This window comes from Glaesserella australis (assembly GCF_003260095.1).
Classification (GTDB): domain Bacteria; phylum Pseudomonadota; class Gammaproteobacteria; order Enterobacterales; family Pasteurellaceae; genus Glaesserella; species Glaesserella australis.
Window position 1 is genome coordinate 39627 of sequence record NZ_PTPX01000001.1, and the last position, 22490, is coordinate 62116.

Annotated in this window: 39 protein-coding genes; 35 read left to right on the forward strand and 4 right to left on the reverse strand. The window is 40.5% G+C overall.

Annotated features, from left to right (window positions below):
- Positions 1 to 110: 110 nt before the first annotated feature.
- Positions 111 to 752 carry a TfoX/Sxy family protein gene (locus C5N92_RS00220; RefSeq protein ID WP_111748897.1) on the reverse strand — a complete coding sequence of 214 codons (642 nt, stop codon included), beginning with the start codon at positions 750 to 752 and terminating at the stop codon, positions 111 to 113.
- A 462-nt stretch (positions 753 to 1214) separates the two neighbouring features.
- Between C5N92_RS00220 and rpsJ the strand changes: the two genes are divergently transcribed.
- From rpsJ to C5N92_RS00395, 35 genes are all read left to right on the forward strand, one after another.
- Positions 1215 to 1526 (forward strand): 30S ribosomal protein S10, encoded by a 312-nt coding sequence (rpsJ, locus tag C5N92_RS00225; RefSeq protein ID WP_001181005.1) that lies wholly within the window; start codon positions 1215 to 1217, stop codon positions 1524 to 1526.
- Positions 1527 to 1542: 16 nt separating this feature from the next.
- A complete protein-coding gene (gene rplC / locus C5N92_RS00230; protein ID WP_005711168.1) occupies positions 1543 to 2169 on the forward strand; it encodes a 50S ribosomal protein L3 in 627 nt (208 codons plus the stop codon).
- Positions 2170 to 2184: 15 nt separating this feature from the next.
- A complete protein-coding gene (gene rplD / locus C5N92_RS00235) occupies positions 2185 to 2787 on the forward strand; it encodes a 50S ribosomal protein L4 (protein ID WP_111748898.1) in 603 nt (200 codons plus the stop codon).
- Positions 2784 to 3089, forward strand: coding sequence for a 50S ribosomal protein L23 (gene rplW / locus C5N92_RS00240; RefSeq protein WP_005599290.1), 306 nt, complete (start codon positions 2784 to 2786; stop codon positions 3087 to 3089). Before rplD ends, rplW begins: the two co-directional genes overlap by 4 nt.
- 20 nt (positions 3090 to 3109) lie before the next feature.
- A complete protein-coding gene (gene rplB / locus C5N92_RS00245) occupies positions 3110 to 3931 on the forward strand; it encodes a 50S ribosomal protein L2 (protein WP_005711173.1) in 822 nt (273 codons plus the stop codon).
- Between the two features lie 28 nt (positions 3932 to 3959).
- Entirely contained in the window at positions 3960 to 4235 is a 276-nt protein-coding gene (rpsS, locus tag C5N92_RS00250) for a 30S ribosomal protein S19 (protein ID WP_005539416.1), read from the forward strand.
- Between the two features lie 10 nt (positions 4236 to 4245).
- Positions 4246 to 4578 carry a 50S ribosomal protein L22 gene (rplV, locus tag C5N92_RS00255; protein WP_005706427.1) on the forward strand — a complete coding sequence of 111 codons (333 nt, stop codon included), beginning with the start codon at positions 4246 to 4248 and terminating at the stop codon, positions 4576 to 4578.
- A gap of 17 nt (positions 4579 to 4595) precedes the next feature.
- Positions 4596 to 5300, forward strand: coding sequence for a 30S ribosomal protein S3 (gene rpsC, locus C5N92_RS00260; RefSeq protein ID WP_010786465.1), 705 nt, complete (start codon positions 4596 to 4598; stop codon positions 5298 to 5300).
- A 12-nt stretch (positions 5301 to 5312) separates the two neighbouring features.
- On the forward strand, positions 5313 to 5723 hold the full coding sequence (rplP, locus tag C5N92_RS00265; RefSeq protein WP_006249357.1) for a 50S ribosomal protein L16: 411 nt from the start codon (positions 5313 to 5315) through the stop codon (positions 5721 to 5723).
- On the forward strand, positions 5723 to 5914 hold the full coding sequence (gene rpmC, locus C5N92_RS00270) for a 50S ribosomal protein L29 (RefSeq protein WP_005711179.1): 192 nt from the start codon (positions 5723 to 5725) through the stop codon (positions 5912 to 5914). Before rplP ends, rpmC begins: the two co-directional genes overlap by 1 nt.
- Positions 5914 to 6168 carry a 30S ribosomal protein S17 gene (gene rpsQ, locus C5N92_RS00275; protein WP_111748899.1) on the forward strand — a complete coding sequence of 85 codons (255 nt, stop codon included), beginning with the start codon at positions 5914 to 5916 and terminating at the stop codon, positions 6166 to 6168. Before rpmC ends, rpsQ begins: the two co-directional genes overlap by 1 nt.
- 207 nt (positions 6169 to 6375) lie before the next feature.
- Positions 6376 to 6747 (forward strand): 50S ribosomal protein L14, encoded by a 372-nt coding sequence (gene rplN, locus C5N92_RS00280; protein ID WP_005711998.1) that lies wholly within the window; start codon positions 6376 to 6378, stop codon positions 6745 to 6747.
- Positions 6748 to 6759: 12 nt separating this feature from the next.
- Complete coding sequence (gene rplX, locus C5N92_RS00285; RefSeq protein WP_005711996.1) at positions 6760 to 7071, forward strand: 50S ribosomal protein L24; 312 nt, start codon at positions 6760 to 6762, stop codon at positions 7069 to 7071.
- 17 nt (positions 7072 to 7088) lie between these two features.
- Complete coding sequence (gene rplE / locus C5N92_RS00290) at positions 7089 to 7628, forward strand: 50S ribosomal protein L5 (protein WP_047977345.1); 540 nt, start codon at positions 7089 to 7091, stop codon at positions 7626 to 7628.
- Positions 7629 to 7639: 11 nt separating this feature from the next.
- Positions 7640 to 7945 carry a 30S ribosomal protein S14 gene (gene rpsN, locus C5N92_RS00295; RefSeq protein WP_005708075.1) on the forward strand — a complete coding sequence of 102 codons (306 nt, stop codon included), beginning with the start codon at positions 7640 to 7642 and terminating at the stop codon, positions 7943 to 7945.
- Between the two features lie 36 nt (positions 7946 to 7981).
- Positions 7982 to 8374, forward strand: coding sequence for a 30S ribosomal protein S8 (gene rpsH, locus C5N92_RS00300; protein ID WP_005705955.1), 393 nt, complete (start codon positions 7982 to 7984; stop codon positions 8372 to 8374).
- Positions 8375 to 8390: 16 nt separating this feature from the next.
- Positions 8391 to 8924: a 50S ribosomal protein L6 gene (gene rplF / locus C5N92_RS00305; protein WP_111748900.1), complete on the forward strand. Its 534-nt coding sequence runs from the start codon at positions 8391 to 8393 to the stop codon at positions 8922 to 8924.
- Positions 8925 to 8938: 14 nt separating this feature from the next.
- Positions 8939 to 9292: a 50S ribosomal protein L18 gene (gene rplR / locus C5N92_RS00310; RefSeq protein WP_111748901.1), complete on the forward strand. Its 354-nt coding sequence runs from the start codon at positions 8939 to 8941 to the stop codon at positions 9290 to 9292.
- 14 nt (positions 9293 to 9306) lie between these two features.
- Positions 9307 to 9807, forward strand: coding sequence for a 30S ribosomal protein S5 (gene rpsE, locus C5N92_RS00315; RefSeq protein ID WP_005711985.1), 501 nt, complete (start codon positions 9307 to 9309; stop codon positions 9805 to 9807).
- A 6-nt stretch (positions 9808 to 9813) separates the two neighbouring features.
- Positions 9814 to 9990 carry a 50S ribosomal protein L30 gene (rpmD, locus tag C5N92_RS00320; protein ID WP_006250021.1) on the forward strand — a complete coding sequence of 59 codons (177 nt, stop codon included), beginning with the start codon at positions 9814 to 9816 and terminating at the stop codon, positions 9988 to 9990.
- A gap of 4 nt (positions 9991 to 9994) precedes the next feature.
- Positions 9995 to 10429, forward strand: a complete 435-nt coding sequence (gene rplO / locus C5N92_RS00325) for a 50S ribosomal protein L15 (protein WP_111748902.1) — start codon at positions 9995 to 9997, stop codon at positions 10427 to 10429.
- Positions 10430 to 10432: 3 nt separating this feature from the next.
- Entirely contained in the window at positions 10433 to 11755 is a 1323-nt protein-coding gene (gene secY, locus C5N92_RS00330) for a preprotein translocase subunit SecY (RefSeq protein WP_111748903.1), read from the forward strand.
- A 23-nt stretch (positions 11756 to 11778) separates the two neighbouring features.
- Positions 11779 to 11892, forward strand: a complete 114-nt coding sequence (rpmJ, locus tag C5N92_RS00335; protein WP_005705974.1) for a 50S ribosomal protein L36 — start codon at positions 11779 to 11781, stop codon at positions 11890 to 11892.
- Positions 11893 to 12030: 138 nt separating this feature from the next.
- Complete coding sequence (rpsM, locus tag C5N92_RS00340; protein WP_005599322.1) at positions 12031 to 12387, forward strand: 30S ribosomal protein S13; 357 nt, start codon at positions 12031 to 12033, stop codon at positions 12385 to 12387.
- Positions 12388 to 12403: 16 nt separating this feature from the next.
- A complete protein-coding gene (gene rpsK / locus C5N92_RS00345; protein WP_005711978.1) occupies positions 12404 to 12793 on the forward strand; it encodes a 30S ribosomal protein S11 in 390 nt (129 codons plus the stop codon).
- Positions 12794 to 12821: 28 nt separating this feature from the next.
- Positions 12822 to 13442, forward strand: coding sequence for a 30S ribosomal protein S4 (rpsD, locus tag C5N92_RS00350; RefSeq protein ID WP_005711975.1), 621 nt, complete (start codon positions 12822 to 12824; stop codon positions 13440 to 13442).
- A gap of 32 nt (positions 13443 to 13474) precedes the next feature.
- The gene (locus C5N92_RS00355) at positions 13475 to 14464 is read left to right on the forward strand and encodes a DNA-directed RNA polymerase subunit alpha (protein WP_111748904.1); all 990 of its coding nucleotides are present in this window, start codon (positions 13475 to 13477) and stop codon (positions 14462 to 14464) included.
- Between the two features lie 35 nt (positions 14465 to 14499).
- Entirely contained in the window at positions 14500 to 14883 is a 384-nt protein-coding gene (gene rplQ / locus C5N92_RS00360) for a 50S ribosomal protein L17 (protein ID WP_111748905.1), read from the forward strand.
- Positions 14884 to 15083: 200 nt separating this feature from the next.
- A complete protein-coding gene (locus C5N92_RS00365; RefSeq protein ID WP_111748906.1) occupies positions 15084 to 15671 on the forward strand; it encodes an FMN-dependent NADH-azoreductase in 588 nt (195 codons plus the stop codon).
- Positions 15672 to 15838: 167 nt separating this feature from the next.
- On the forward strand, positions 15839 to 17497 hold the full coding sequence (locus C5N92_RS00370) for a phospho-sugar mutase (RefSeq protein ID WP_111748907.1): 1659 nt from the start codon (positions 15839 to 15841) through the stop codon (positions 17495 to 17497).
- A 191-nt stretch (positions 17498 to 17688) separates the two neighbouring features.
- The gene (gene rpsP / locus C5N92_RS00375; protein WP_111748908.1) at positions 17689 to 17937 is read left to right on the forward strand and encodes a 30S ribosomal protein S16; all 249 of its coding nucleotides are present in this window, start codon (positions 17689 to 17691) and stop codon (positions 17935 to 17937) included.
- Positions 17938 to 17964: 27 nt separating this feature from the next.
- On the forward strand, positions 17965 to 18492 hold the full coding sequence (gene rimM / locus C5N92_RS00380) for a ribosome maturation factor RimM (protein WP_111748909.1): 528 nt from the start codon (positions 17965 to 17967) through the stop codon (positions 18490 to 18492).
- 48 nt (positions 18493 to 18540) lie between these two features.
- The gene (trmD, locus tag C5N92_RS00385; protein WP_111748910.1) at positions 18541 to 19308 is read left to right on the forward strand and encodes a tRNA (guanosine(37)-N1)-methyltransferase TrmD; all 768 of its coding nucleotides are present in this window, start codon (positions 18541 to 18543) and stop codon (positions 19306 to 19308) included.
- Between the two features lie 13 nt (positions 19309 to 19321).
- Positions 19322 to 19672 (forward strand): 50S ribosomal protein L19, encoded by a 351-nt coding sequence (rplS, locus tag C5N92_RS00390; RefSeq protein ID WP_111748911.1) that lies wholly within the window; start codon positions 19322 to 19324, stop codon positions 19670 to 19672.
- Between the two features lie 129 nt (positions 19673 to 19801).
- A complete protein-coding gene (locus C5N92_RS00395) occupies positions 19802 to 20617 on the forward strand; it encodes a shikimate 5-dehydrogenase (RefSeq protein WP_111748912.1) in 816 nt (271 codons plus the stop codon).
- Between the two features lie 76 nt (positions 20618 to 20693).
- Here C5N92_RS00395 and nudF read toward each other — a convergent pair whose 3' ends face one another.
- Genes nudF through C5N92_RS00410 form a run of 3 tightly spaced genes read right to left on the reverse strand, consistent with a single transcriptional unit; the run spans position 20694 to position 22486 of the window.
- Entirely contained in the window at positions 20694 to 21311 is a 618-nt protein-coding gene (nudF, locus tag C5N92_RS00400) for an ADP-ribose diphosphatase (protein ID WP_111748913.1), read from the reverse strand.
- Between the two features lie 10 nt (positions 21312 to 21321).
- A complete protein-coding gene (gene psiE / locus C5N92_RS00405; RefSeq protein ID WP_111748914.1) occupies positions 21322 to 21741 on the reverse strand; it encodes a phosphate-starvation-inducible protein PsiE in 420 nt (139 codons plus the stop codon).
- A gap of 7 nt (positions 21742 to 21748) precedes the next feature.
- Positions 21749 to 22486 carry a 4'-phosphopantetheinyl transferase family protein gene (locus C5N92_RS00410; protein ID WP_111748915.1) on the reverse strand — a complete coding sequence of 246 codons (738 nt, stop codon included), beginning with the start codon at positions 22484 to 22486 and terminating at the stop codon, positions 21749 to 21751.
- Positions 22487 to 22490: the final 4 nt, after the last annotated feature.

The window sequence follows — 22490 nt, forward strand, 5'->3', positions numbered from 1 at the left end:
ATAAATCGTTGAAATCGTAACATTCCATAAGTTAGAAAGGAATCAAAAGAAGGGGGAATCTTCTTACTTTTTGTGTTTTTTGTGATATGGATCATAAATTTAGAACATCACTATTTTATGGTGAAACGCTTACGTAAACCGGCTGCGTATAATGCGCTATTTGTTTCTTGTAATAGTGCTATTTTTTCCTGCTCTGATAATGTGTAGATATATTGATGCCTGATTGCCCCATGTAATCTAAATAACATCATTTGGTCAACATCAATACCGATTTTCACAAGATTAACAAAGATAGCAATTTCACCTTGTGCCATTAGCTCACTAGGAGACGTTATTCCTAGTTTTTTTAATGTTCTTTCAAGTTGGATATTCATGTTAGGTAAGGAACGTATGTATTGTTTTTTTCTGGAGTAATTTAATTGACGTGTATGAGAAATAGATTTGATACTTTGTTTGAACCAATGGGAATAAGAGAATAAATTAGTCATCATTTCTTCGGGTAAGAGATAAAAAGTTTTAGAATTTATGCCGTAGCGTTCATCACGCAAACGAGTTATTTGGGGATATTGGTTAAGTTCATGTAAATATTCCTTAGGTATATGGAGATAAAAGTGTCCATTTTTATAGAGTGCGAACATAATCTCATCTTTCATAATACCGTAGTAAGAGAAATAAGTTTTGGCTGTTGTATGACCAATAATTGGATAGAGTTGATCGCGGACATGTTGTGTTTGTACATCAATGTATTTCATAAAAAGACCTCATGGTAACGCTATATTTTTACACTATTGATATATGAGCATGGCTCAGTGAGATAATCGCCTTTAGAGATAGGGTAATGCAATCAAATGGAGTGAATTTTTTTGTGACATTCGTCGAAAAATTAGAAAAAAGTTTGGTAAATAGTATGAAAAATGTGCATTGGTGAAAATTTCATCTTGGAAAAGAACTCGAAAAATGAAGTGGCACTTTCTTAGTTAGTGAAATTTTTCTTGCTAACAGTTTTTTAATTGTGTAGAATTTTAAAACTTTAACCAATAAGGCTAAAGTCGCTTAGTGTAATCATTTACTAAGTGGTGTTACAGATATTGTAACACTTACAATGTTTCCGATTTGGAAACTATAACAAGGTATGACTGTGCCCCCTTAACTTAAGTATGTTAAGCGGTGGTTCGGTTTTTTTATTAGCTAAAATTTAATGGAGCTCTGGTCTAATGCAGAACCAAAGAATCCGTATCCGCTTAAAAGCTTTTGATCATCGCTTGATCGATCAATCTACTGCGGAGATCGTAGAAACAGCTAAACGTACTGGTGCACAAGTTCGTGGTCCGATTCCTTTACCAACTCGTAAAGAACGTTTCACCGTGTTGATTTCTCCACACGTAAACAAAGACGCACGTGACCAATACGAAATTCGTACACACAAACGTTTAGTAGATATCGTAGAGCCAACAGAAAAAACTGTTGATGCATTAATGCGTTTAGATTTGGCTGCCGGCGTTGACGTGCAGATCAGCCTAGGTTAATTAAGAGGTTATTACAATGATTGGTTTAGTCGGTCGTAAAGTTGGTATGACCCGTATCTTCAATGAAGACGGCGTGTCAGTTCCAGTTACCGTTATCGAAATCGAAGCCAACCGTGTGACTCAAGTTAAAACTCTTGAAAACGATGGCTATACTGCAGTTCAAGTTACTACTGGCTCTAAAAAAGCAAGTCGTGTAACTAAGCCTGAAGCAGGTCATTTCGTTAAAGCAGGTGTTGAAGCTGGTCGCGGTTTATGGGAATTTCGTACTGAAGGTGAAGAATTCACTTTAGGTCAAGAAATCAACGTAGACATCTTCACAGATGTTAAAAAAGTCGATGTTACTGGTACATCAAAAGGTAAAGGTTTCCAAGGTGGTGTTAAACGTTGGAACTTCCGTACTCAAGATGCTACACACGGTAACTCTTTATCACACCGTGTACTTGGTTCTATTGGTCAAAACCAAACTCCAGGTCGTGTGTTTAAAGGTAAAAAAATGGCAGGACACTTAGGTGCTGAGCGTGTAACCGTTCAATCACTTGAAGTTGTTCGTGTAGATGCTGAGCGTAAATTATTATTAGTGAAAGGTTCTGTACCTGGTGCAACTAATAGTGATGTTATTGTTAAACCAGCAGTTAAAGCATAAGTCTAGGAGATAGAGATGGAATTACAAGTTGTAGGTGCTAACGCACTAGCTGTTTCTGAAACTACCTTCGGACGTGAGTTTAACGAAGCGTTAATCCACCAAGTAGTTGTTGCATACGCAGCAGGTGCTCGTCAGGGTACACGCGCACAAAAAACTCGTGCTGAAGTGTCTGGTTCAGGCAAAAAACCTTGGCGTCAAAAAGGTACAGGTCGTGCTCGTTCAGGTGATATCAAATCACCAATCTGGCGTTCAGGTGGTGTAACTTTCGCAGCGAAACCACAAGATCACAGCCAAAAAGTGAACAAGAAAATGTACCGTGGTGCAATCAAAAGCATTCTTTCTGAATTAGTTCGTCAAGACCGTTTGGTTATTGTTGAGAAATTCGAAATCGATGCACCAAAAACCAAAGTTTTAGTACAAAAATTAAAAGATATGGCGTTAACTGACGCTCTTATCATCACTGCAAGCTTAGATGAGAACCTATTCTTAGCAGCACGTAACTTATACAAAGTTGATGTTCGTGATGTTCAAGGTATCGATCCAGTAAGCTTAATCGCTTTCGATAAAGTGGTTATCACTGTTGATGCAGTAAAACAAATTGAGGAGATGTTAGCATGATTCAACAAGAACGTTTGCTAAAAGTGCTTAAAGCACCACATATCTCTGAGAAAGCGACAAATAACGCAGAAAAAGGTAACACAATCGTATTCAAAGTCGCATTAGACGCTAATAAAGTGGAAATTGCGAACGCGGTTGAACAACTTTTCGAAGTTAAAGTAGATTCTGTACGTACAGTGGTTGTTAAAGGTAAAACTAAACGTCACGGTGCAAAATCAGGTCGTCGTAGTGACTGGAAAAAAGCTTATGTAACTCTTCAAGAAGGTCAATCACTTGACTTCGTTGAAGGTGCGGCAGAGTAATTTCGGAGGAATAGAAAACTATGGCTATCGTTAAATGTAAGCCGACCTCCGCTGGTCGTCGTCATGTAGTTAAAGTTGTTAACACTGAGCTTCACAAAGGTAAACCTTTTGCAGCACTTTTAGATACTAAATCTAAAACCGGTGGTCGTAACAACTTAGGTCGTATCACTACTCGTCACATTGGTGGCGGACACAAACAACACTACCGTCTAATTGACTTCAAACGTAACAAATTAGACATTCCAGCTGTTGTTGAGCGTTTAGAGTACGATCCAAACCGTTCTGCGAATATCGCATTAGTACTTTATAAAGATGGTGAACGCCGTTATATCTTAGCACCAAAAGGTTTAGCTGCTGGTGATACGATCCAAGCGGGTGCTTCAGCGCCAATTAAAGTAGGTAACTCATTACCAATGCGTAACATCCCAGTCGGTTCTACTGTTCATAACGTAGAATTGAAACCAGGTAAAGGCGGTCAAATCGCTCGTTCTGCTGGTGCATATGTACAAATTATCGCACGTGAAGGTAACTATGTAACTTTACGTCTTCGTTCAGGCGAAATGCGTAAAGTGTTAGCGGAATGTTCTGCAACTATCGGTGAAGTCGGTAACTCAGAGCATATGCTTCGCGTACTTGGTAAAGCAGGTGCAAACCGTTGGAGAGGTATTCGTCCAACTGTTCGTGGTACTGCGATGAACCCGGTAGACCACCCACACGGTGGTGGTGAAGGTCGTAACTTCGGTAAACACCCTGTTACACCTTGGGGCGTTCAAACCAAAGGTAAGAAAACTCGTCACAACAAACGTACTGATAAATTCATCGTACGTCGTCGTGGCAAATAATTTTTTAATTAATTAAAGAGGATAAGCCATGCCACGTTCTCTCAAGAAGGGTCCTTTCCTTGACCTACACTTGTTGAAGAAGGTAGAGAAGGCGGTGGAAAGCGGGGATAAAAAACCAATTAAAACTTGGTCCCGTCGTTCAATGATCATTCCATCAATGATCGGATTGACCATCGCAGTCCATAATGGTCGTCAGCATGTTCCAGTTTATGTATCTGATGAAATGATCGGTCATAAACTTGGTGAATTTGCACCGACTCGTACATACCGCGGTCACGCCGCAGATAAGAAAGCTAAGAAATAAGAGGTAAAAGATGGAAACTATTGCAAAACATCGTTACGCTCGTACTTCTGCACAAAAAGCTCGCTTAGTTGCTGATTTAATCCGTGGTAAGAAAGTTTCTGCAGCATTAGAAATCTTAACTTTCACTAACAAAAAAGCAGCAGCTTTAGTGAAGAAAGTTTTAGAGTCAGCTATCGCAAACGCAGAGCACAATGACGGTGCAGATGTCGATGATCTTAAAGTTGCGAAGATTTTCGTTGATGAAGGTCCAAGCATGAAACGTGTTATGCCACGTGCTAAAGGTCGTGCAGATCGTATTTTAAAACGTACTAGCCACATCACTGTGGTAGTATCAGATCGTTAATCAGTAGGAGAATAGCAATGGGTCAGAAAGTACATCCACATGGTATTCGCCTTGGCATTGTTAAGCCTTGGAGCTCTACTTGGTTCGCGAATACACAAGATTTCGCTGATAACTTAGAAGGCGATTTCAAAGTACGTCAATTTTTAAACAAAGAGTTAGCGAACGCGTCTGTATCTCGTATCACTATCGAGCGTCCAGCAAAAAGCATTCGTGTAACTATTCACACAGCTCGTCCAGGTATCGTTATCGGTAAAAAAGGCGAAGATGTTGAAAAATTAAGAAACGCAGTATCAAAAATCGCTGGCGTTCCTGCACAAATCAACATTTCTGAAGTGAAAAAACCAGAGCTAGATGCAAAATTAGTTGCAGATAGCATCGCAGCTCAACTTGAGCGTCGTGTTATGTTCCGTCGTGCAATGAAACGTGCGGTACAAAATGCAATGCGTTTAGGTGCTAAAGGTATCAAAGTTGAAGTTAGCGGTCGTTTAGGTGGTGCAGAAATCGCACGTTCAGAATGGTATCGTGAAGGTCGCGTACCTCTACATACTCTTCGTGCGGACATCGATTATAACACTGCAGAAGCTCACACAACTTACGGCGTAATCGGCGTGAAAGTGTGGATCTTCAAAGGTGAAATTCTTGGTGGTATGGCTGCAGTGATTGAATCTGAGAAAGAACCAGCGGCACAGCCTAAAAAGCCAGCTCGCAAAGGTCGTAAATAAGGAGATCACTGAATGTTACAACCAAAACGTACAAAATTCCGTAAAGTACACAAAGGCCGTAACCGTGGTATCGCGGGCGGTACAGAAGTGAGCTTCGGTTCATTCGGCTTAAAAGCAATTGGTCGTGGTCGTTTAACCGCTCGTCAAATCGAAGCAGCGCGTCGTGCGATGAGCCGTGCAGTAAAACGTCAAGGTAAAATCTGGATCCGTGTGTTCCCAGACAAACCAATTACTGAAAAACCATTAGAAGTCCGTATGGGTAAAGGTAAAGGTAACGTAGAGTACTGGGTAGCCTTAATCCAGCCGGGTAAAGTTCTCTATGAAATGGACGGTGTATCTGAAGAAGTCGCACGCAATGCATTCGCATTAGCGGCAGCGAAACTTCCGTTTAAAACCACATTTGTAACTAAGACGGTGATGTAATGAAAGCTCAAGAACTACGTAACAAAAGTGTTGAAGAGCTGAATGGTGAATTAGTGAACCTTTTAGGTGAACAGTTCAAATTGCGTATGCAAGCAGCCACCGGTCAGCTTCAACAAACCCACCAGTTAAAACAAGTGCGTCGTAGCATTGCACAAGTTAAAACTGTATTAACCGAAAAGGCGGGTGAGTAATGACTGATAAAATTCGTACAGTACAAGGTAAAGTTGTTAGCGACAAAATGGACAAATCATTTGTTGTTGCTATCGAACGCACGGTAAAACACCCAATTTACGGTAAATTTATCCGTCGTACGACTAAATTACACGTACACGATGAAAACAACGAAGCTAAATTAGGCGATGTCGTTGAAGTAAAAGAGTGTCGTCCACTCTCTAAAACGAAATCACATACTTTAGTTCGTATCGTTGAAAAAGCAGTAGCTTAATCAACAATATAAAATCTAAAAGCCCTTGCAATTGCAGGGGCTTTTAATTTACAAGCGGTCTGATTTTCTACATTTTCTGCAAATCTATGAATTGTCTAAAATTCAGTTGATCTTGCCGCTTGAGTTGCGATATAATCCGCATCCTATTTGCATAGGGCAAGTAGGTTCGTCCCGAAAGGGTGTTTTTTATTTTAACGGAGCACTAATATGATCCAAGAACAGACTATGCTGGATGTTGCTGATAACTCAGGGGCTCGTAGCGTAATGTGTATCAAGGTTCTAGGTGGATCGCACCGTCGTTACGCTGCTATCGGCGATATCATCAAAGTTACTGTGAAAGAAGCAATTCCACGCGGTAAAGTTAAAAAAGGTGATGTGTTAAAAGCAGTTGTTGTGCGCACCAAGAAGGGTGTTCGTCGCCCAGATGGCGCAGTTATTCGTTTCGATGGCAATGCTTGTGTAATTTTAAACAATAACACTGAGCAACCAATCGGTACTCGTATTTTTGGACCTGTGACGCGTGAACTTCGTTCTGAGAAGTTTATGAAGATCATTTCTTTAGCTCCAGAAGTACTATAAGGAGAGAATGTAATGGCTGCAAAAATCCGTCAAAACGATGAAGTAATTGTTCTTGCTGGTAAAGACAAGGGCAAACGTGGTAAGGTAACTAAAGTGTTACCAAACGGTAAAGTGGTTGTTGAGGGTATCAACATTATCACTAAACACGAAAAACCAGTTCCTGCATTAGGCAAAGCTGGCGGTTTAGTGAAGAAAGAAGCGGCGATTGATGCGTCAAACGTAGCGATTTTCAACCCAGAAACAAATAAAGCTGACCGTGTAGGATTTAGATTCGAAGATGGCAAAAAAGTCCGTTTCTTCAAATCTAACGAGAAAACAATTTAATTAACTGGAGTAATGCGATGGCGAAACTGCATGATTACTACAGAGATACAGTAGTTAATGAATTGAAAGCGAAATTCAACTACTCATCTGTCATGCAAGTCCCACGAATCGAAAAGATAACCCTGAATATGGGTGTGGGTGAAGCATTGACCGACAAAAAACTGTTAGACAACGCAGTAGCAGATTTAACAGCAATCAGCGGTCAGAAACCTTTAATTACAAAAGCACGCAAATCTGTTGCAGGCTTTAAAATCCGTCAGGGATATCCAATCGGATGCAAAGTAACCCTACGTGGTGAACGTATGTGGGAATTCTTTGAAAGATTGATTACTATCGCTGTTCCACGTATCCGTGACTTCCGCGGTTTAAACGCTAAGTCATTCGACGGTCGTGGTAATTACAGTATGGGTGTTCGTGAACAAATCATTTTCCCAGAAATCGACTACGATAAAGTAGATCGTGTTCGTGGTTTAGATATTACTATCACCACAACTGCGAAAAGTGATGAAGAAGGTCAAGCTTTATTAGCGGCTTTCAATTTCCCATTCCGTAAATAAGGTAGGTTATCGTGGCAAAACAATCAATGATTGCACGTGACGTAAAACGTGCGAAATTAGCTGATAAATTCTACGCTAAACGTGAAGAATTAAAGAAAATCATCTCTGATGTTAATTCTTCAGATGAAGATCGTTGGGCAGCAGTGTTAAAGTTACAAACTTTACCACGTGATTCAAGCCCGATCCGTCAGCGTAACCGTTGCCGCCAAACTGGTCGTCCACACGGTGTACTTCGTAAGTTTGGTTTAAGCCGTATTAAGGTGCGTGAAGCTGCAATGCGTGGCGAAATTCCAGGCCTTAAGAAAGCAAGCTGGTAATAACCTCTTTTAATTTGGAATCATGGGAGTAAATACATGAGCATGCAAGATCCAATCGCAGATATGCTGACCCGTATTCGTAACGGTCAAGCTGCGAATAAAGTTGCAATCAGTATGCCTTCATCTAAGTTAAAAGTTGCTATTGCAAGCGTTTTAGCTGAAGAAGGTTATGTTGAGAGCTTCAAAGTTGTTGAAGGTTCAAAACCTGAATTGGAAATCACTTTAAAATATTTCCAAAACAAACCAGTTGTAGAAAGTATCCAACGTGTAAGCCGTCCTGGTCTTCGTATTTATAAACGTAAAGACGAATTACCAAAAGTAATGGGTGGTTTAGGTATCGCAGTAGTTTCTACATCTAAAGGTGTAATGACCGACCGTGCAGCGCGTCAAGCGGGTCTCGGCGGTGAAATTATCTGTTACGTAGCATAATAGTGAGGTAGGAAAAATGTCTCGTGTTGCAAAAGCACCTGTCGCTGTTCCTGCCGGCGTTCAAGTAACTTTGAATGGTCAGCTATTAACAGTAAAAGGTAAAAATGGCGAGTTATCTCGCGAAATTCACAATGCAGTTGAAGTAAAATACGAAGCTGATACTTTAACATTTGCGCCAAAAGCGGGAATTGTTAATGCTGATGCGCAAGCTGGTACAGCTCGTGCCCTTGTTAACGCAATGGTTATCGGTGTTACTGAAGGCTTTACTAAGAAATTGCAATTAGTGGGTGTTGGTTACAGAGCTCAAATGAAAGGCAACACTGTTGCATTAAGTTTAGGTTTCTCACACCCGGTTGAACATGAGTTGCCAGCAGGTGTAACTGGTGAATGTCCATCACAAACTGAGATTATTCTTAAGTCTGCGGACAAACAGTTAATCGGTCAAGTGGCAGCTGATATTCGTGCATACCGCAAACCAGAGCCTTATAAAGGTAAAGGTGTACGTTACGCTGATGAAGTTGTACGTATTAAAGAAGCGAAGAAAAAGTAAAGTAAGGTAACACTATGGATAAGAAAGTAGCTCGTATCCGTCGTGCAAGCCGTGCACGTCATTTAATGAGAGAGCAAGGTGCAACACGTTTAGTTGTGCATCGCACACCTCGCCATATTTATGCGCAGGTGATTGCACCTAATGGCTCAGAAGTTTTAGCAGCAGCTTCAACTGTTGAGAAAGTAATTAGAGAGCAAGTTAAATATACTGGTAATAAAGATGCAGCAGCAGCAGTTGGTAAATTAGTTGCTGAGCGCGCTTTAGAAAAAGGTATTAAAGCGGTTGCATTTGACCGTTCTGGTTTCAAATACCACGGTCGTGTGCAATCATTAGCAGATGCTGCTCGTGAAGCTGGTCTTCAGTTCTAATAGAGGAATTTGAGATGTCAAACATCGAAAAACAAGCTGGTGAACTGCAGGAAAAGCTAATCGCGGTTAACCGTGTATCTAAAACCGTAAAAGGTGGTCGTATTATGAGTTTCACTGCTTTAACAGTAGTGGGCGATGGTAACGGTCGTGTAGGTTTTGGTTACGGTAAAGCACGTGAAGTTCCGGCAGCAATCCAAAAAGCGATGGAAAAAGCTCGTCGCAATATGGTTAATGTAGCGTTAAACGAAGGTACATTACAACACCCTGTTAAAGGTTCTCACACTGGTTCACGCGTATTTATGCAACCAGCTAGCGAAGGTACTGGTATCATCGCAGGTGGTGCAATGCGTGCAGTATTAGAAGTTGCAGGTGTTCACAACGTACTTTCTAAAGCGTACGGTTCAACTAACCCAATTAACGTTGTTCGTGCAACAATCGATGCACTAGCAAATATGAAATCACCAGAAATGGTTGCTGCTAAACGTGGCAAAACCGTTGAAGAAATTTTGGGGTAATTGAATATGGCTAAAATTAAAGTAACTCAAACTCGTAGCTCTATCGCTCGTTTACCGAAGCATAAAGCAACGTTGAAAGGCTTAGGTCTTCGTCATATTCGTCATACCGTAGAGTTAGAAGATACTCCAGCAGTACGTGGTATGATCAATCAAGTTTCATATATGGTTAAAGTGGAGGAATAATAGAATGCGTTTAAATTCTCTTTCTCCAGCTGAAGGTGCTAAACACAGTGCAAAACGTTTAGGTCGTGGTATTGGTTCTGGTTTAGGTAAAACGGGTGGACGTGGTCACAAAGGTCAAAAATCTCGTACAGGCGGCGGTGTTCGTCGTGGTTTCGAGGGTGGTCAAATGCCTTTATACCGTCGTTTACCAAAATTTGGTTTTACTTCTCTTAAAGCATTACACGTAGCTGAAATTCGTTTAAGTGACTTAGCAAAAGTAGATGGTAATGTTGTAACTTTAGAAGCTCTTAAAGCGGCTAATGTCATCACAAAAGATATTTTATCTGCAAAAGTTATTCTTGCAGGTAAAGTTGAAAAAGCAGTTGTGGTGAAAGGCTTAGGTGTAACTAAAGGTGCTAAAGCTGCTATCGAAGCTGCTGGTGGTTCTATCGAGGAATAATAAATGGCTAAACAACCAGGATATCAAGGTAATACCCAAAAAGGAACTGGTGAATTAAAATCACGATTATTGTTTGTTTTAGGTGCTTTAATCGTTTTCCGTATCGGTTCTTTTATTCCTGTTCCTGGTATTGATGCTTCTGTATTATCCGAGCTAGTACGACAACAGCAAGGCACCATCATTGATATGTTCAATATGTTCTCTGGTGGTGCTTTAAGTAGAGCTTCTATATTTGCATTAGGGATTATGCCCTACATTTCAGCGTCAATTATTATTCAGTTATTGACTGCGGTACACCCAGCACTTGCCGAATTGAAAAAAGAAGGTGAAGCAGGGCGTCGTAAAATTAGCAAATATACACGTTATGCTACGTTGTTATTAGCATTTATTCAGTCTATTGGTATTTCATTAGCCCTACCGAATATGCTAGCTGGATTAGTTCCTAATCCAAATATGCTGTTCTATGTAACTTCTGTAATTAGTTTAGTAACAGGTACAATGTTCCTGATGTGGTTAGGTGAGCAAATCACTGAACGTGGCATTGGTAACGGTATCTCGTTAATTATCTTTGCAGGGATCGTTGCTGACTTACCGTCAGTAATTGGGCAGACGATTGAACAATCTCGCCAAGGTGAGATTTCATTATTAGTGTTATTACTAATAGCTGTAGTCGCATTTGCTGTAACATATTTTGTTGTCTTCGTGGAACGTGGACAAAGAAGAATTGTTGTAAACTATGCAAGTCGCCAGCAGGGAAGAATGATGGCACCTGCAAGACAATCTCATTTACCATTAAAAGTTAATATGGCAGGGGTTATTCCTGCAATCTTCGCTTCAAGTATTATTTTATTCCCTGCAACCATTGCACAATGGTTTGGAACAAGTGAAGGTTTTGAATGGTTATTTGATTTATCTCAGTTATTACAACCAGGTCAGCCGTTATATGTTGTATTATTTACAATGGCTGTAATCTTCTTTGCATTCTTTTATACGGGAATGCAATATAATCCTCGTGATACAGCGGATAATTTGAAAAAATCAGGTGCGTTTGTACCAGGTTATCGACCAGGCGAGCAAACATCTCGTTATATCGATAAAGTAATGACACGTTTAACCTTAATTGGTGCGTTATATATTACCTTTGTTTGTTTGGTTCCTTATATCATAACATCATTATGGAAAGTATCTTTCCAATTAGGTGGTACTTCATTATTGATCGTTGTGGTTGTTATTATGGATTTCATCGCACAGGTTCAAAGTCATCTCATGTCTTTACAATATGACTCTGTGTTGAAGAAAGCCAATTTGAAAGGCTTAGGGCAATAGCCCTTAGATCAAAAGGATAAGCAATGAAAGTTCGTGCTTCAGTTAAAAGAATGTGTCGTAACTGCAAAGTTGTTAAACGTGAAGGTGTTGTACGCGTAATTTGTAGCGACCCTAAACACAAACAACGTCAAGGTTAATTGACATTATTTCTTGCAAAGAACCTGCTGAGCAGTTATACTGCTCAGCTCATTTCGTCCTGATATGCTGTTTGAGTATCCTGAAACGGGCTTTTCAAGATCAGCATATCAATAACTTTAGTTAAATAGGAGTGCATAGTGGCCCGTATTGCAGGCATTAACATTCCTGATCAAAAACACACCGTAATCGCACTGACTGCTATTTATGGCATCGGTAAAACTCGTGCAAAAGCCATCTGTGCTGCAACGGGTATTGCTGAAGATGTGAAGATCAGAGAATTGTCTGAAGAGCAGATTGAAAAACTGCGTGAAGAAGTTGGTAAATTTACTGTCGAAGGTGATTTACGTCGTGAAGTAACTTTAAGCATCAAACGTCTTTTAGACCTAGGTTGCTACCGTGGTTTACGTCATCGTCGTAGTTTACCAGTACGTGGTCAACGTACTAAGACTAATGCGCGTACTCGTAAGGGTCCACGCAAACCGATCAAAAAATAATCGGAGTAGATAAATAATGGCTAAAACACCAGTTCGTGCACGTAAACGTGTAAAAAAACAGATCGTAGATGGCGTAGCTCATATCCACGCATCTTTCAATAATACAATCGTAACCATTACTGACCGTCAAGGTAATGCTCTAGCTTGGGCAACTGCGGGTGGTTCAGGTTTCCGTGGTTCTCGTAAATCAACTCCATTCGCTGCTCAAGTTGCTGCAGAGCGTTGTGCAGAAATGGTAAAAGAGTTTGGTTTAAAGAATTTAGAAGTTATGGTTAAAGGTCCGGGTCCAGGTCGTGAATCAACTATCCGTGCATTAAATGCAGCGGGTTTCCGTATCACGAATATTACAGATGTGACTCCGATTCCACATAACGGTTGTCGTCCACCGAAAAAACGTCGTGTGTAATTGACGTTAGGATAATTGGAGAAAGAAAATGGCAAGATATTTGGGTCCAAAACTCAAGCTAAGCCGTCGTGAAGGTACCGATTTATTCCTTAAATCAGGTGTTCGCGCGATCGAGTCAAAATGTAAAATTGATACAGCACCAGGTCAACACGGTGCTCGTAAACCACGTTTATCTGACTATGGTAGTCAGTTACGTGAAAAACAAAAAGTTCGCCGTATCTATGGTATTTTAGAACGTCAGTTCCGTAACTACTATAAAGAAGCTAACCGCTTAAAAGGCAATACCGGTGAGAACTTATTAGTATTGTTAGAAGGTCGTTTAGACAACGTTGTTTACCGTATGGGTTTCGCTGCTACTCGTGCTGAAGCACGTCAGTTAGTTAGCCACAAATCTATCGTGGTAAATGGTCGTGTTGTAAACATCCCTTCATACCAAGTTTCTGTTGATGATGTCATTGCTGTTCGTGAGAAATCTAAAAAACAAGCACGTATCAAAGCATCATTAGAGTTAGCAACTCAACGTGAAAAACCAACTTGGTTAGAAGTTGATGCAACTAAAATGGAAGGTGTATTTAAACGTACTCCTGAGCGTTCTGATCTATCAGCAGATATTAATGAACATCTGATCGTTGAGCTTTACTCTAAATAATAGTTAAAGCTTAAAAGCAAAGAGAGGATAAAATGCAGGGTTCTGTAACAGAATTTTTAAAGCCACACTTAGTGAACATTGAGCAAATTAGTTCAACTCACGCAAAAGTGACCTTAGAGCCGTTAGAGCGTGGTTTTGGCCACACTTTAGGTAACGCACTTCGTCGCATTTTACTTTCATCTATGCCTGGTTGCGCAGTTACAGAAGTAGAAATTGATGGTGTATTGCATGAATACAGCAGCAAAGAAGGCGTGCAAGAAGATATTCTTGAAGTATTGTTAAACCTTAAAGGTCTAGCGGTAAAAGTGCAAAATAAAGATGATATTATTTTGACACTCACTAAATCTGGGATTGGCCCTGTAACTGCAGCCGACATTACTCACGATGGTGATGTTGAAATTGTGAATCCAGAACACGTAATCTGTAACTTAACGGATAAAAACGCATCAATTAATATGCGTATCCGTGTACAACGTGGTCGTGGTTATGTACCCGCATCAGCGCGTGTACATACACAAGATGATGATCGCCCAATCGGTCGCTTGTTAGTAGATGCACGTTTTAGCCCAGTAGATCGCATTGCCTACAATGTTGAAGCTGCTCGTGTTGAACAACGTACAGACTTAGATAAGCTCGTTATTGAGATGGAAACTAACGGAACATTAGATCCTGAAGAAGCCATCCGTCGTGCTGCAACGATTTTAGCAGAGCAACTCGCTGCATTCGTTGATTTGCGTGATGTTCGTCAGCCAGAAGTGAAAGAAGAAAAACCGGAGTTTGATCCAATTCTTCTTCGTCCAGTAGATGACTTAGAGCTGACAGTTCGTTCTGCTAACTGTTTGAAAGCAGAGACAATTCACTATATCGGTGATTTAGTGCAACGTACAGAAGTTGAGTTATTAAAAACACCTAACCTTGGTAAGAAATCTCTTACTGAGATCAAAGATGTTCTTGCTTCTCGTGGCTTATCACTGGGTATGCGCCTTGAGAATTGGCCTCCAGCAAGTATTGCTGAAGACTAATTTTAGGTTTAGATTTTCTTAGAAGGAATAAGGTTATGCGCCATCGTAAGAGTGGACGTCAACTAAACCGTAACAGCAGCCATCGTCAAGCGCTGTTCCGTAATTTAGCAAGTGCATTGGTTAGTCACGAAATTATCAAGACTACATTACCAAAAGCAAAAGAATTACGCCGTGTAGTTGAACCATTAATTACTTTAGCAAAAGTAGATAGCGTTGCTAATCGTCGTTTAGCTTTTGCTCGTACTCGCAACATCGAAACCGTTGCTAAATTATTCAATGAATTAGGTCCACGTTTTGCAAATCGTGCGGGTGGTTATACTCGTATCTTAAAATGTGGTTTCCGTGCAGGTGACAACGCGCCAATGGCTTACATTGAGTTAGTTGATCGTCCTGAAGTTGCTGAACAAGCAGCAGAATAATTTTTTATTCAACTTAAAAGCCCGATATTTATCGGGCTTTTGTTTTTATAAGCGGTCAGAATAATTCAGACTTTTGCAAGTTGTACATTATTTCATTTTAATAAATACTCTTTTCACTTTTGGTTATTTTATTTCTTCTCCTTAATCATTTAGACTTAACCTTGTTCAATTATTCTCTAAAGCGATATTAAGGAATTTCAATGAAAAATGTATTAGTCATCAAATCCAGTATTCTTGCTGACAACTCTACTTCTAATAAATTAGTAGATTATCTCAAATCTAAAATCACAGCCAACATCACGGAACACGATTTTGGGGTAAATCCATTACCGTACTACGATCTTAATGCAGCGTCAGGTACACGTGGTGAGCCACAAAATGATGCTCAGCGTGCTGCTCTTGATCTTTCTAACAAATTAATTGGTGAAGTAAATAACAGTGATGTGCTTGTTTTTGCTGTACCAATGTATAACTTAGGTATCCCTGCACAGCTTAAAACCTATATCGACTACTTAAACCGTGCAGGTGTGACATTCCGTTATACTGCAAATGGTCCAGAAGGCTTAATTAAAGGAAAAAAAGCCGTTGTGGTACTTGCTCACGGTGGCATTTATAAAGATGGTCCAGCAGATTTAACTAAAATGTATATGCAAACGGTATTAAACTTTATTGGTATTACCGATGTTGAGTTTGTCTATGCCGAAGGGATTGGCTACGGTCCAGAAGTTGCGGCTAAAGCAGGCGAAGCGGCGAAAGTCGAGTTAGATCGTATCGCTCAAACATTATAATCTTGATAAACACCGTCTTACATTAGACGGTGTTTTTTATTTGCAACCGTTTGTCTTTTATTCATATCAAATAACCGCACTATATTTACAAATAATCATTCCAATCTGACCGCTTTTCAGTTAGTCTACCAAAGAATATTTGTTATCTTAATTTAAGGAAACTCACTATGGAAACTCTCTTTAAAGTAGCACAAAACTGGTTAGATCAAGATCCTGATTTAGAAACTCATGCAGAGTTGGAGCAACTCATTTCACAAGCGAAATCGGGCGATGCGAAAGCACAAGCTGAATTGGCTAGCCGTTTTGATGGACGTTTACAATTCGGTACGGCAGGTTTACGTGGACGCTTACAAGCAGGTTCAATGGGTATGAACCGTGTGCTTGTGGCTCAAGCCTCCGCAGGTTTAGCGGAGTTCCTTAAAGGCTATGATAAAGAGCCGTCTATTGTGTTAGGTTACGATGGACGCAAAAATTCAGATGTGTTTGCTCGTGATACCGCAGAAATTATGGCAGCAGCAGGGATTAAAACCTATCTTCTTCCACGCAAATTACCAACCCCAGTGCTTGCTTATGCGATCAAATATTTCGACACCACCGCAGGTGTAATGGTAACTGCAAGCCACAACCCACCAGAAGATAACGGCTATAAAGTTTATTTAGGTAAAGCGAACGGCGGTGGTCAAATTGTGTCACCAGCAGACCAAGAAATTGCCGCTTGCATTGATAAAGTTGCTCAAGGCAATATCAAAGATTTACCACGTAGCGAAAATTATGTGGTATTAGATGATGAAATCGTTGATGCCTATATTGCAAAAACCGCAAGCCTTGCGAAAGAGCCACAAGTGGATATTAACTACGTTTATACCGCAATGCACGGCGTGGGCTATGAAGTACTAAGTAAAACCCTTGCGAAAGCTGGCTTACCACAACCGCACATCGTGGCAGATCAAGTATGGCCAGACGGCACTTTCCCAACGGTAAACTTCCCGAACCCAGAAGAGAAAGGGGCATTAGACTTAGCGATTAAAGTGGCGAAAGAAAAAAATGCTGAGTTCATCATTGCCAACGACCCAGATGCAGACCGTTTAGCAGTTGCAGTGCCAGATACTCAAGGCAATTGGAAAGTACTACACGGCAATGTGATCGGCTGTTTCTTAGGTTGGTATTTGGCGAAACAATACCACGCTGCGGGCAAAAAAGGTGTATTAGCTTGCTCACTTGTTTCTTCTCCAGCTTTGGCTGAAATTGCGAAGAAATACGGCTTCCAGTCAGAAGAAACGCTAACAGGCTTCAAATATATCGGTAAAGTTGATGGCTTATTATTCGGTTTTGAAGAAGCGTTAGGCTACTTAGTTGATCCTGATAAAGTGCGTGATAAAGACGGTATCTCTGCGGCAATTATGTTCTTAGATTTAGTGCGTAATCTTAAAAAACAAGGCAAAACCCTTGCAGACTATGCAGAAGATTTCACTAAAGAGTTTGGGGCTTATGTAAGCGGTCAGATTTCTATCCGCGTAAGCGATTTATCTGAAATCGGCAAATTGATGACTGCATTACGTACTAACCCACCAAGCGAAGTCGGTGGTTTTAAAGTGGCGACATTCTTAGACCACACCAAAACCGATCGTCAAAGCGATATTTTAGTGTTCGTCCTTGAAAATGGCAGCCGTTTAATCGCACGTCCGTCTGGTACAGAACCGAAGATCAAGTTCTACTTAGACGCTCGTGGCACGGATCCGAAAAATGCCGAAGAAGTGTTAGCACAGTTTGACGCAAGTGTTCGTGAAATCCTTCGTCAAGAGCAATATGGCAAACAAGACTGCTAATTACAAAATTTAAGTTAAAAAACACCGCTTGTAAGGCGGTGTTTTTATTTTCTAGTGGGACTGATCCTTGCCTTTTCGTAAAAAATCCGTATAATTCCACCGCTTGTTCTCTCTTTTTTGAACAAGTTTCGCACCCTCACCTCGAACGAGGGTTTTCTTTTTTACTATCATTAAACTTTTAGAGGACGGTTATGGTAACCATTCGTTTATCTCGTGGCGGAGCTAAAAAACGCCCATTCTATCAAATCGTTGTCGCTGACAGCCGTAGCCCACGCGACGGTCGTTTCATCGAGCGTATCGGTTTCTTCAATCCTATCGCAACGGGTAACGCAGAACGTTTACGTTTAGACGTTGCAGCAGTTGATGCTTGGGTTGCTAAAGGTGCATCACTTTCTGATCGTGTTGCAGTATTAGTGAAAGAAGCGCGTAAAGCAGCTTAATTCCACAAATTAAATAAGTAGGTGAATATGAGCGAGCAAAAAATTGAAGTTGTCGGAAAATTAGGTTCAACCTATGGTATCCGTGGCTGGCTACGTCTTTATTCATCGACAGAATATCCTGAAAGCATTTTCGACTATCAGCCGTGGTTTTTAAAAATTAAAGGGCAATGGCAACCAGTTGAACTCGAAAGCTGGCGTTATCATAACAATGATTTGATTGTGAAATTAAAAGGCACAGAAGACCGTGAAGCCGCACAGCTCTTAACCAACGCAGAAATCGGCGTGGATTTGGCGGTGTTTCCTGAATTGGAAGAAGGGGATTATTACTGGCACGATTTAATCGGCTGTCAAGTGGTGAACCTTGAAGGCTATGCAATGGGAACGGTGACCGAAATGATGGAAACAGGTTCAAATGATGTGTTAGTGGTAAAAGCAGGCAGTAAAGATGCTTTTGGTAAGCAAGAACGATTAATTCCGTTCTTATATGAACAAGTAGTTAAAAGAGTAGATCTCGCCACCAAAACAATTACGGTGGATTGGGACGCTGGTTTCTAACCTCAGGTATGCAGTGAGCTTTAGCAGTCGCATTTCGTAGGTGACAATATGTGGATTGGTATTATTTCCCTTTTCCCCGAAATGTTTAAAGCAATTACGGACTTTGGGGTCACAGGTAGAGCAGTTAAACAAAATCTTTTACAGGTGCAGTGTTGGAATCCAAGGGATTTCACTCACGACAAACATAAAACCGTGGACGACCGCCCTTATGGTGGTGGACCGGGTATGTTGATGATGGTGCAGCCGCTTCGTGATGCAATTCGTGAAGCAAAAGCCGCCGCTTGTAAAGAAGATGGTGTGGAGGCAAAAGTGATTTATCTCTCACCACAAGGGCGTAAACTCGATCAATCAGGCGTGCAAACGCTGGCGACAAATCAGAAGTTGATTTTGGTTTGTGGACGCTATGAAGGGATTGACGAGCGATTGATTCAAACTGAAATTGATGAAGAATGGTCAATCGGCGATTACGTTCTCACAGGAGGGGAATTGCCCGCAATGACGTTAATTGACGCGGTTGCACGGTTTATCCCTGGGGTATTAGGTAAACAGGCTTCGGCGTTGGAAGATTCTTTCGCAGAAGGATTATTGGATTGCCCACATTATACCCGTCCTGAAGTGTTAGACGGCTTACCCGTACCACAAGTGCTGATGTCGGGTCATCACGAACAAATTCGCAAATGGCGATTAGAACAATCGCTAGAACGAACGTGGTTAAGACGCCCTGAGCTATTGGATAGCCTAGCTCTGACTGACGAACAACGCGTGTTGTTGAACAAAATCAAAAAACAGCACAAATCAGTTAATTCTAGGACATAGAAGGTTTATTAAAATGAGTAACATCATCAAACAAATCGAACAAGAACAGTTAAAACAAAACGTACCTAGCTTCCGTCCAGGTGACACATTAGAAGTTAAGGTATGGGTAGTAGAAGGTAGTAAAAAACGTTTGCAAGCGTTCGAAGGCGTGGTTATTGCAATTCGTAACCGTGGCTTGCACTCTGCATTCACCTTACGCAAAGTTTCAAACGGCGTAGGCGTTGAGCGTGTATTCCAAACTCACTCACCAGTTATCGACAGCATCTCTGTTAAACGTAAAGGTGCGGTACGTAAAGCGAAACTTTACTACTTACGTGAGCGTTCAGGTAAATCTGCACGTATCAAAGAGCGTCTTGGCGAATAATTTTCGCTTATGCGTTGATGCAAAAATCGGAAGCCTTGGGGAAACCCAAGGCTTTTTTGATCTTTATCCTTGTTATTTTGTTTCTAAAACAGGCATAATCCCTTTTATTTTATTTCATAGGGCAAATTTATGATCAACAAAGATACTCAACTCTGTATGTCCTTATCGGGCAGACCGGGGAATACAGGCACTTATTTTCACAACTACCTTTATCAGAAACTAGGCTTAAATTTTGTCTATAAAGCTTTTACGACAAAAGATATTGAACATGCCGTTAAAGGTGTGAGAGCGTTAGGGATTCGTGGCTGTGCCGTTTCTATGCCGTTTAAAGAAGCTTGTATGCCGTTTTTAGATGAAATTGATGCGTCAGCTCAAGCGATTGAATCCGTGAATACCATTGTAAATACAGACGGTTATCTGAAGGCTTACAATACGGACTACATTGCGATTGAAAAATTAATTGCAAAATATCGGCTTGATCCGACCGCTTGTGTGATTGTTCAAGGCAGTGGCGGAATGGCAAAAGCAGTAGTCGCAGCTTTTAAACATTCAGGCTTCGCTAATCTGAAGGTTTATGCTCGTAACGCCGAAACAGGAACATATTTGGCACAGCTTTATGGCTATGATTACATTGATAGCCTTGAAAATCAGCAGGCAGATATTTTAGTCAATGTCACGCCGATTGGTATGAAAGGCGGTAAAGAAGAGTTTGATCTATCCTTCCCTGAAATGATGATCCAACAGGCTAAAACGGCTTTTGACGTGGTTGCAATGCCAGCGGAGACGCCGTTGATTAAGTATGCACAAGCGCAAGGTAAGCAGGTGATTTCAGGGGCTGAAGTGATGACATTACAGGCGGTAGAGCAGTTTGTGCTTTATACGGGGATTCGCCCTGAAGATGATCTGATTGCAGAAGCGGCTGCATTTTCAAGATCAAATCCATAGCATGTCACAAGCGGTAAGATCTCAACAAAGATTTGCAAATTGTCTGAGCGATCTTACCGCTTGTATGGTGAGTAATTTAGGCTTTTTTGTATTTTTGATAATTCAACTGTAACCATTGCAAACCAACAACGGCAATCACATTATCAATTTTTCCTTCAACAACCCATTGGTATGCTTGCTCACGGCTTACCACGTGGACGAGAATATCTTCGCCTTCTTCTTCCAAGCCGTAAACGCCACCTACTTGGGTGCTATCGACCAAGCCTAAAAAGAGATGTAAACGTTCTACAGCACCGCCCGGGCTATCCCAAATACTCAAGGCATGTTCAACATTACTCACAGTTAAGCCAGCTTCTTCATAACTTTCACGAATAGCCACATTTTCAGGTGTTTCACCTTCATCGACCATACCTGCAATCAGCTCAACAAGCCATGGCGATTGAGGACTTGTTGGATCGTAAGCGCCAATGCGAACTTGTTCTACTAATACGACTGCGTCTTTCACAGGGTCGTAGGCAATGAGTGCCGCAGCCGAACCTTTAATCATTAATTCACGAACGATTTCACCACTTACGCCACCGTTAAACAGTTTATGGCGAAAATACATTTTTTTCATGGTGAAGTGACCTTGATAAACCACTTCTTCTCGTAGGATTTCTAAATCTTTTGGTTGAAACTGATGAATTTGCGTCATGATATTCTCCTTAGCTTTTATGTAAACTCTCTGTGTGTACCACATAAAGTGCAATAACCATTACGAGAATCGCTAATGCAAATAATAAAGTGTGCATGGCATTTGAATGGTCAACAATAATTAAACGTACCATCGCTGTAATACCGATATATAAAAAATAACGTAACGGAAAATGGTAGTTATATTTAAAATATTGCACAATTAAGGCAAGAAATTCAAAATATAAAAAGAAGATAACAATTTTTTCTACAATTTGAAATTTATCACTATGGCTAACAAATAAATCAACGAGTGTATAAGCTTCATAGAAAAGTGAATAAGCAAGAATTAATCCAATCGCTAATAAAGAAATATTCAAAATCCATTGAAAACCTTCGGAGATTAATTTTCCGAAACGTGAATGTTTGCTTTCTGAAATAAGATGTGACATAAAATCCTTAATTTACTTGATAAATGATCGGTGTGAGATTTTTAATCTCAATCAACTGATTATTTTTCCATTGTTGAAGATGGGGCAATAATACCATAGATTCTGATTGCTCAAAAAAATAGGCTAAATAAAAAGGCAATTGCGCATAAAAGTGTAATATCCCTTTAGGGCAATAAGTGCTGGTAAGTTTCTGCTCGCTTAATGAGTGAGTGACTTCTGAAAGCTTCACGATCCCCACGCCTTGTGATTTTAATATCGCTTCACGCAAGCACCAAGTCAGATAGAAACGATCAGCGAGTGAGTGAAGTTCAGGCAAAATCGTTGGATTCTGGATTTCAGTTAGCTCTTGCTCACCTGCATAATAATCTAATAAGGCTTGAAAACGTCTGACTTTTTGCGGATGTTCAATATCAATCCCGACCACTTTTTTTGGATTGTGGTAAGAAAATATAATTGCCACCCAATCACCTGAATGGCTAATATTAAAATCAATATTGGGGTGATGAATATAAGGTCTGCCGCTCGCTGTTTTTTCAATATTATTAAGCAATGACTTATCTAAATTAAATTTCTCAAATAATTGATGTAATAAAAAATAAGCCATGCGGCGACTTTTCCATTTTTTTATTTGACGTTCAGATAATTCATTTTCCGCTTTATTTTTCGGTTTGGAATAATCAAAAAAATCGGCAGGAATTGGCTCGTTATGATGAGCGAAAATAATCGACAAGCGGTCAGATTCCATTATT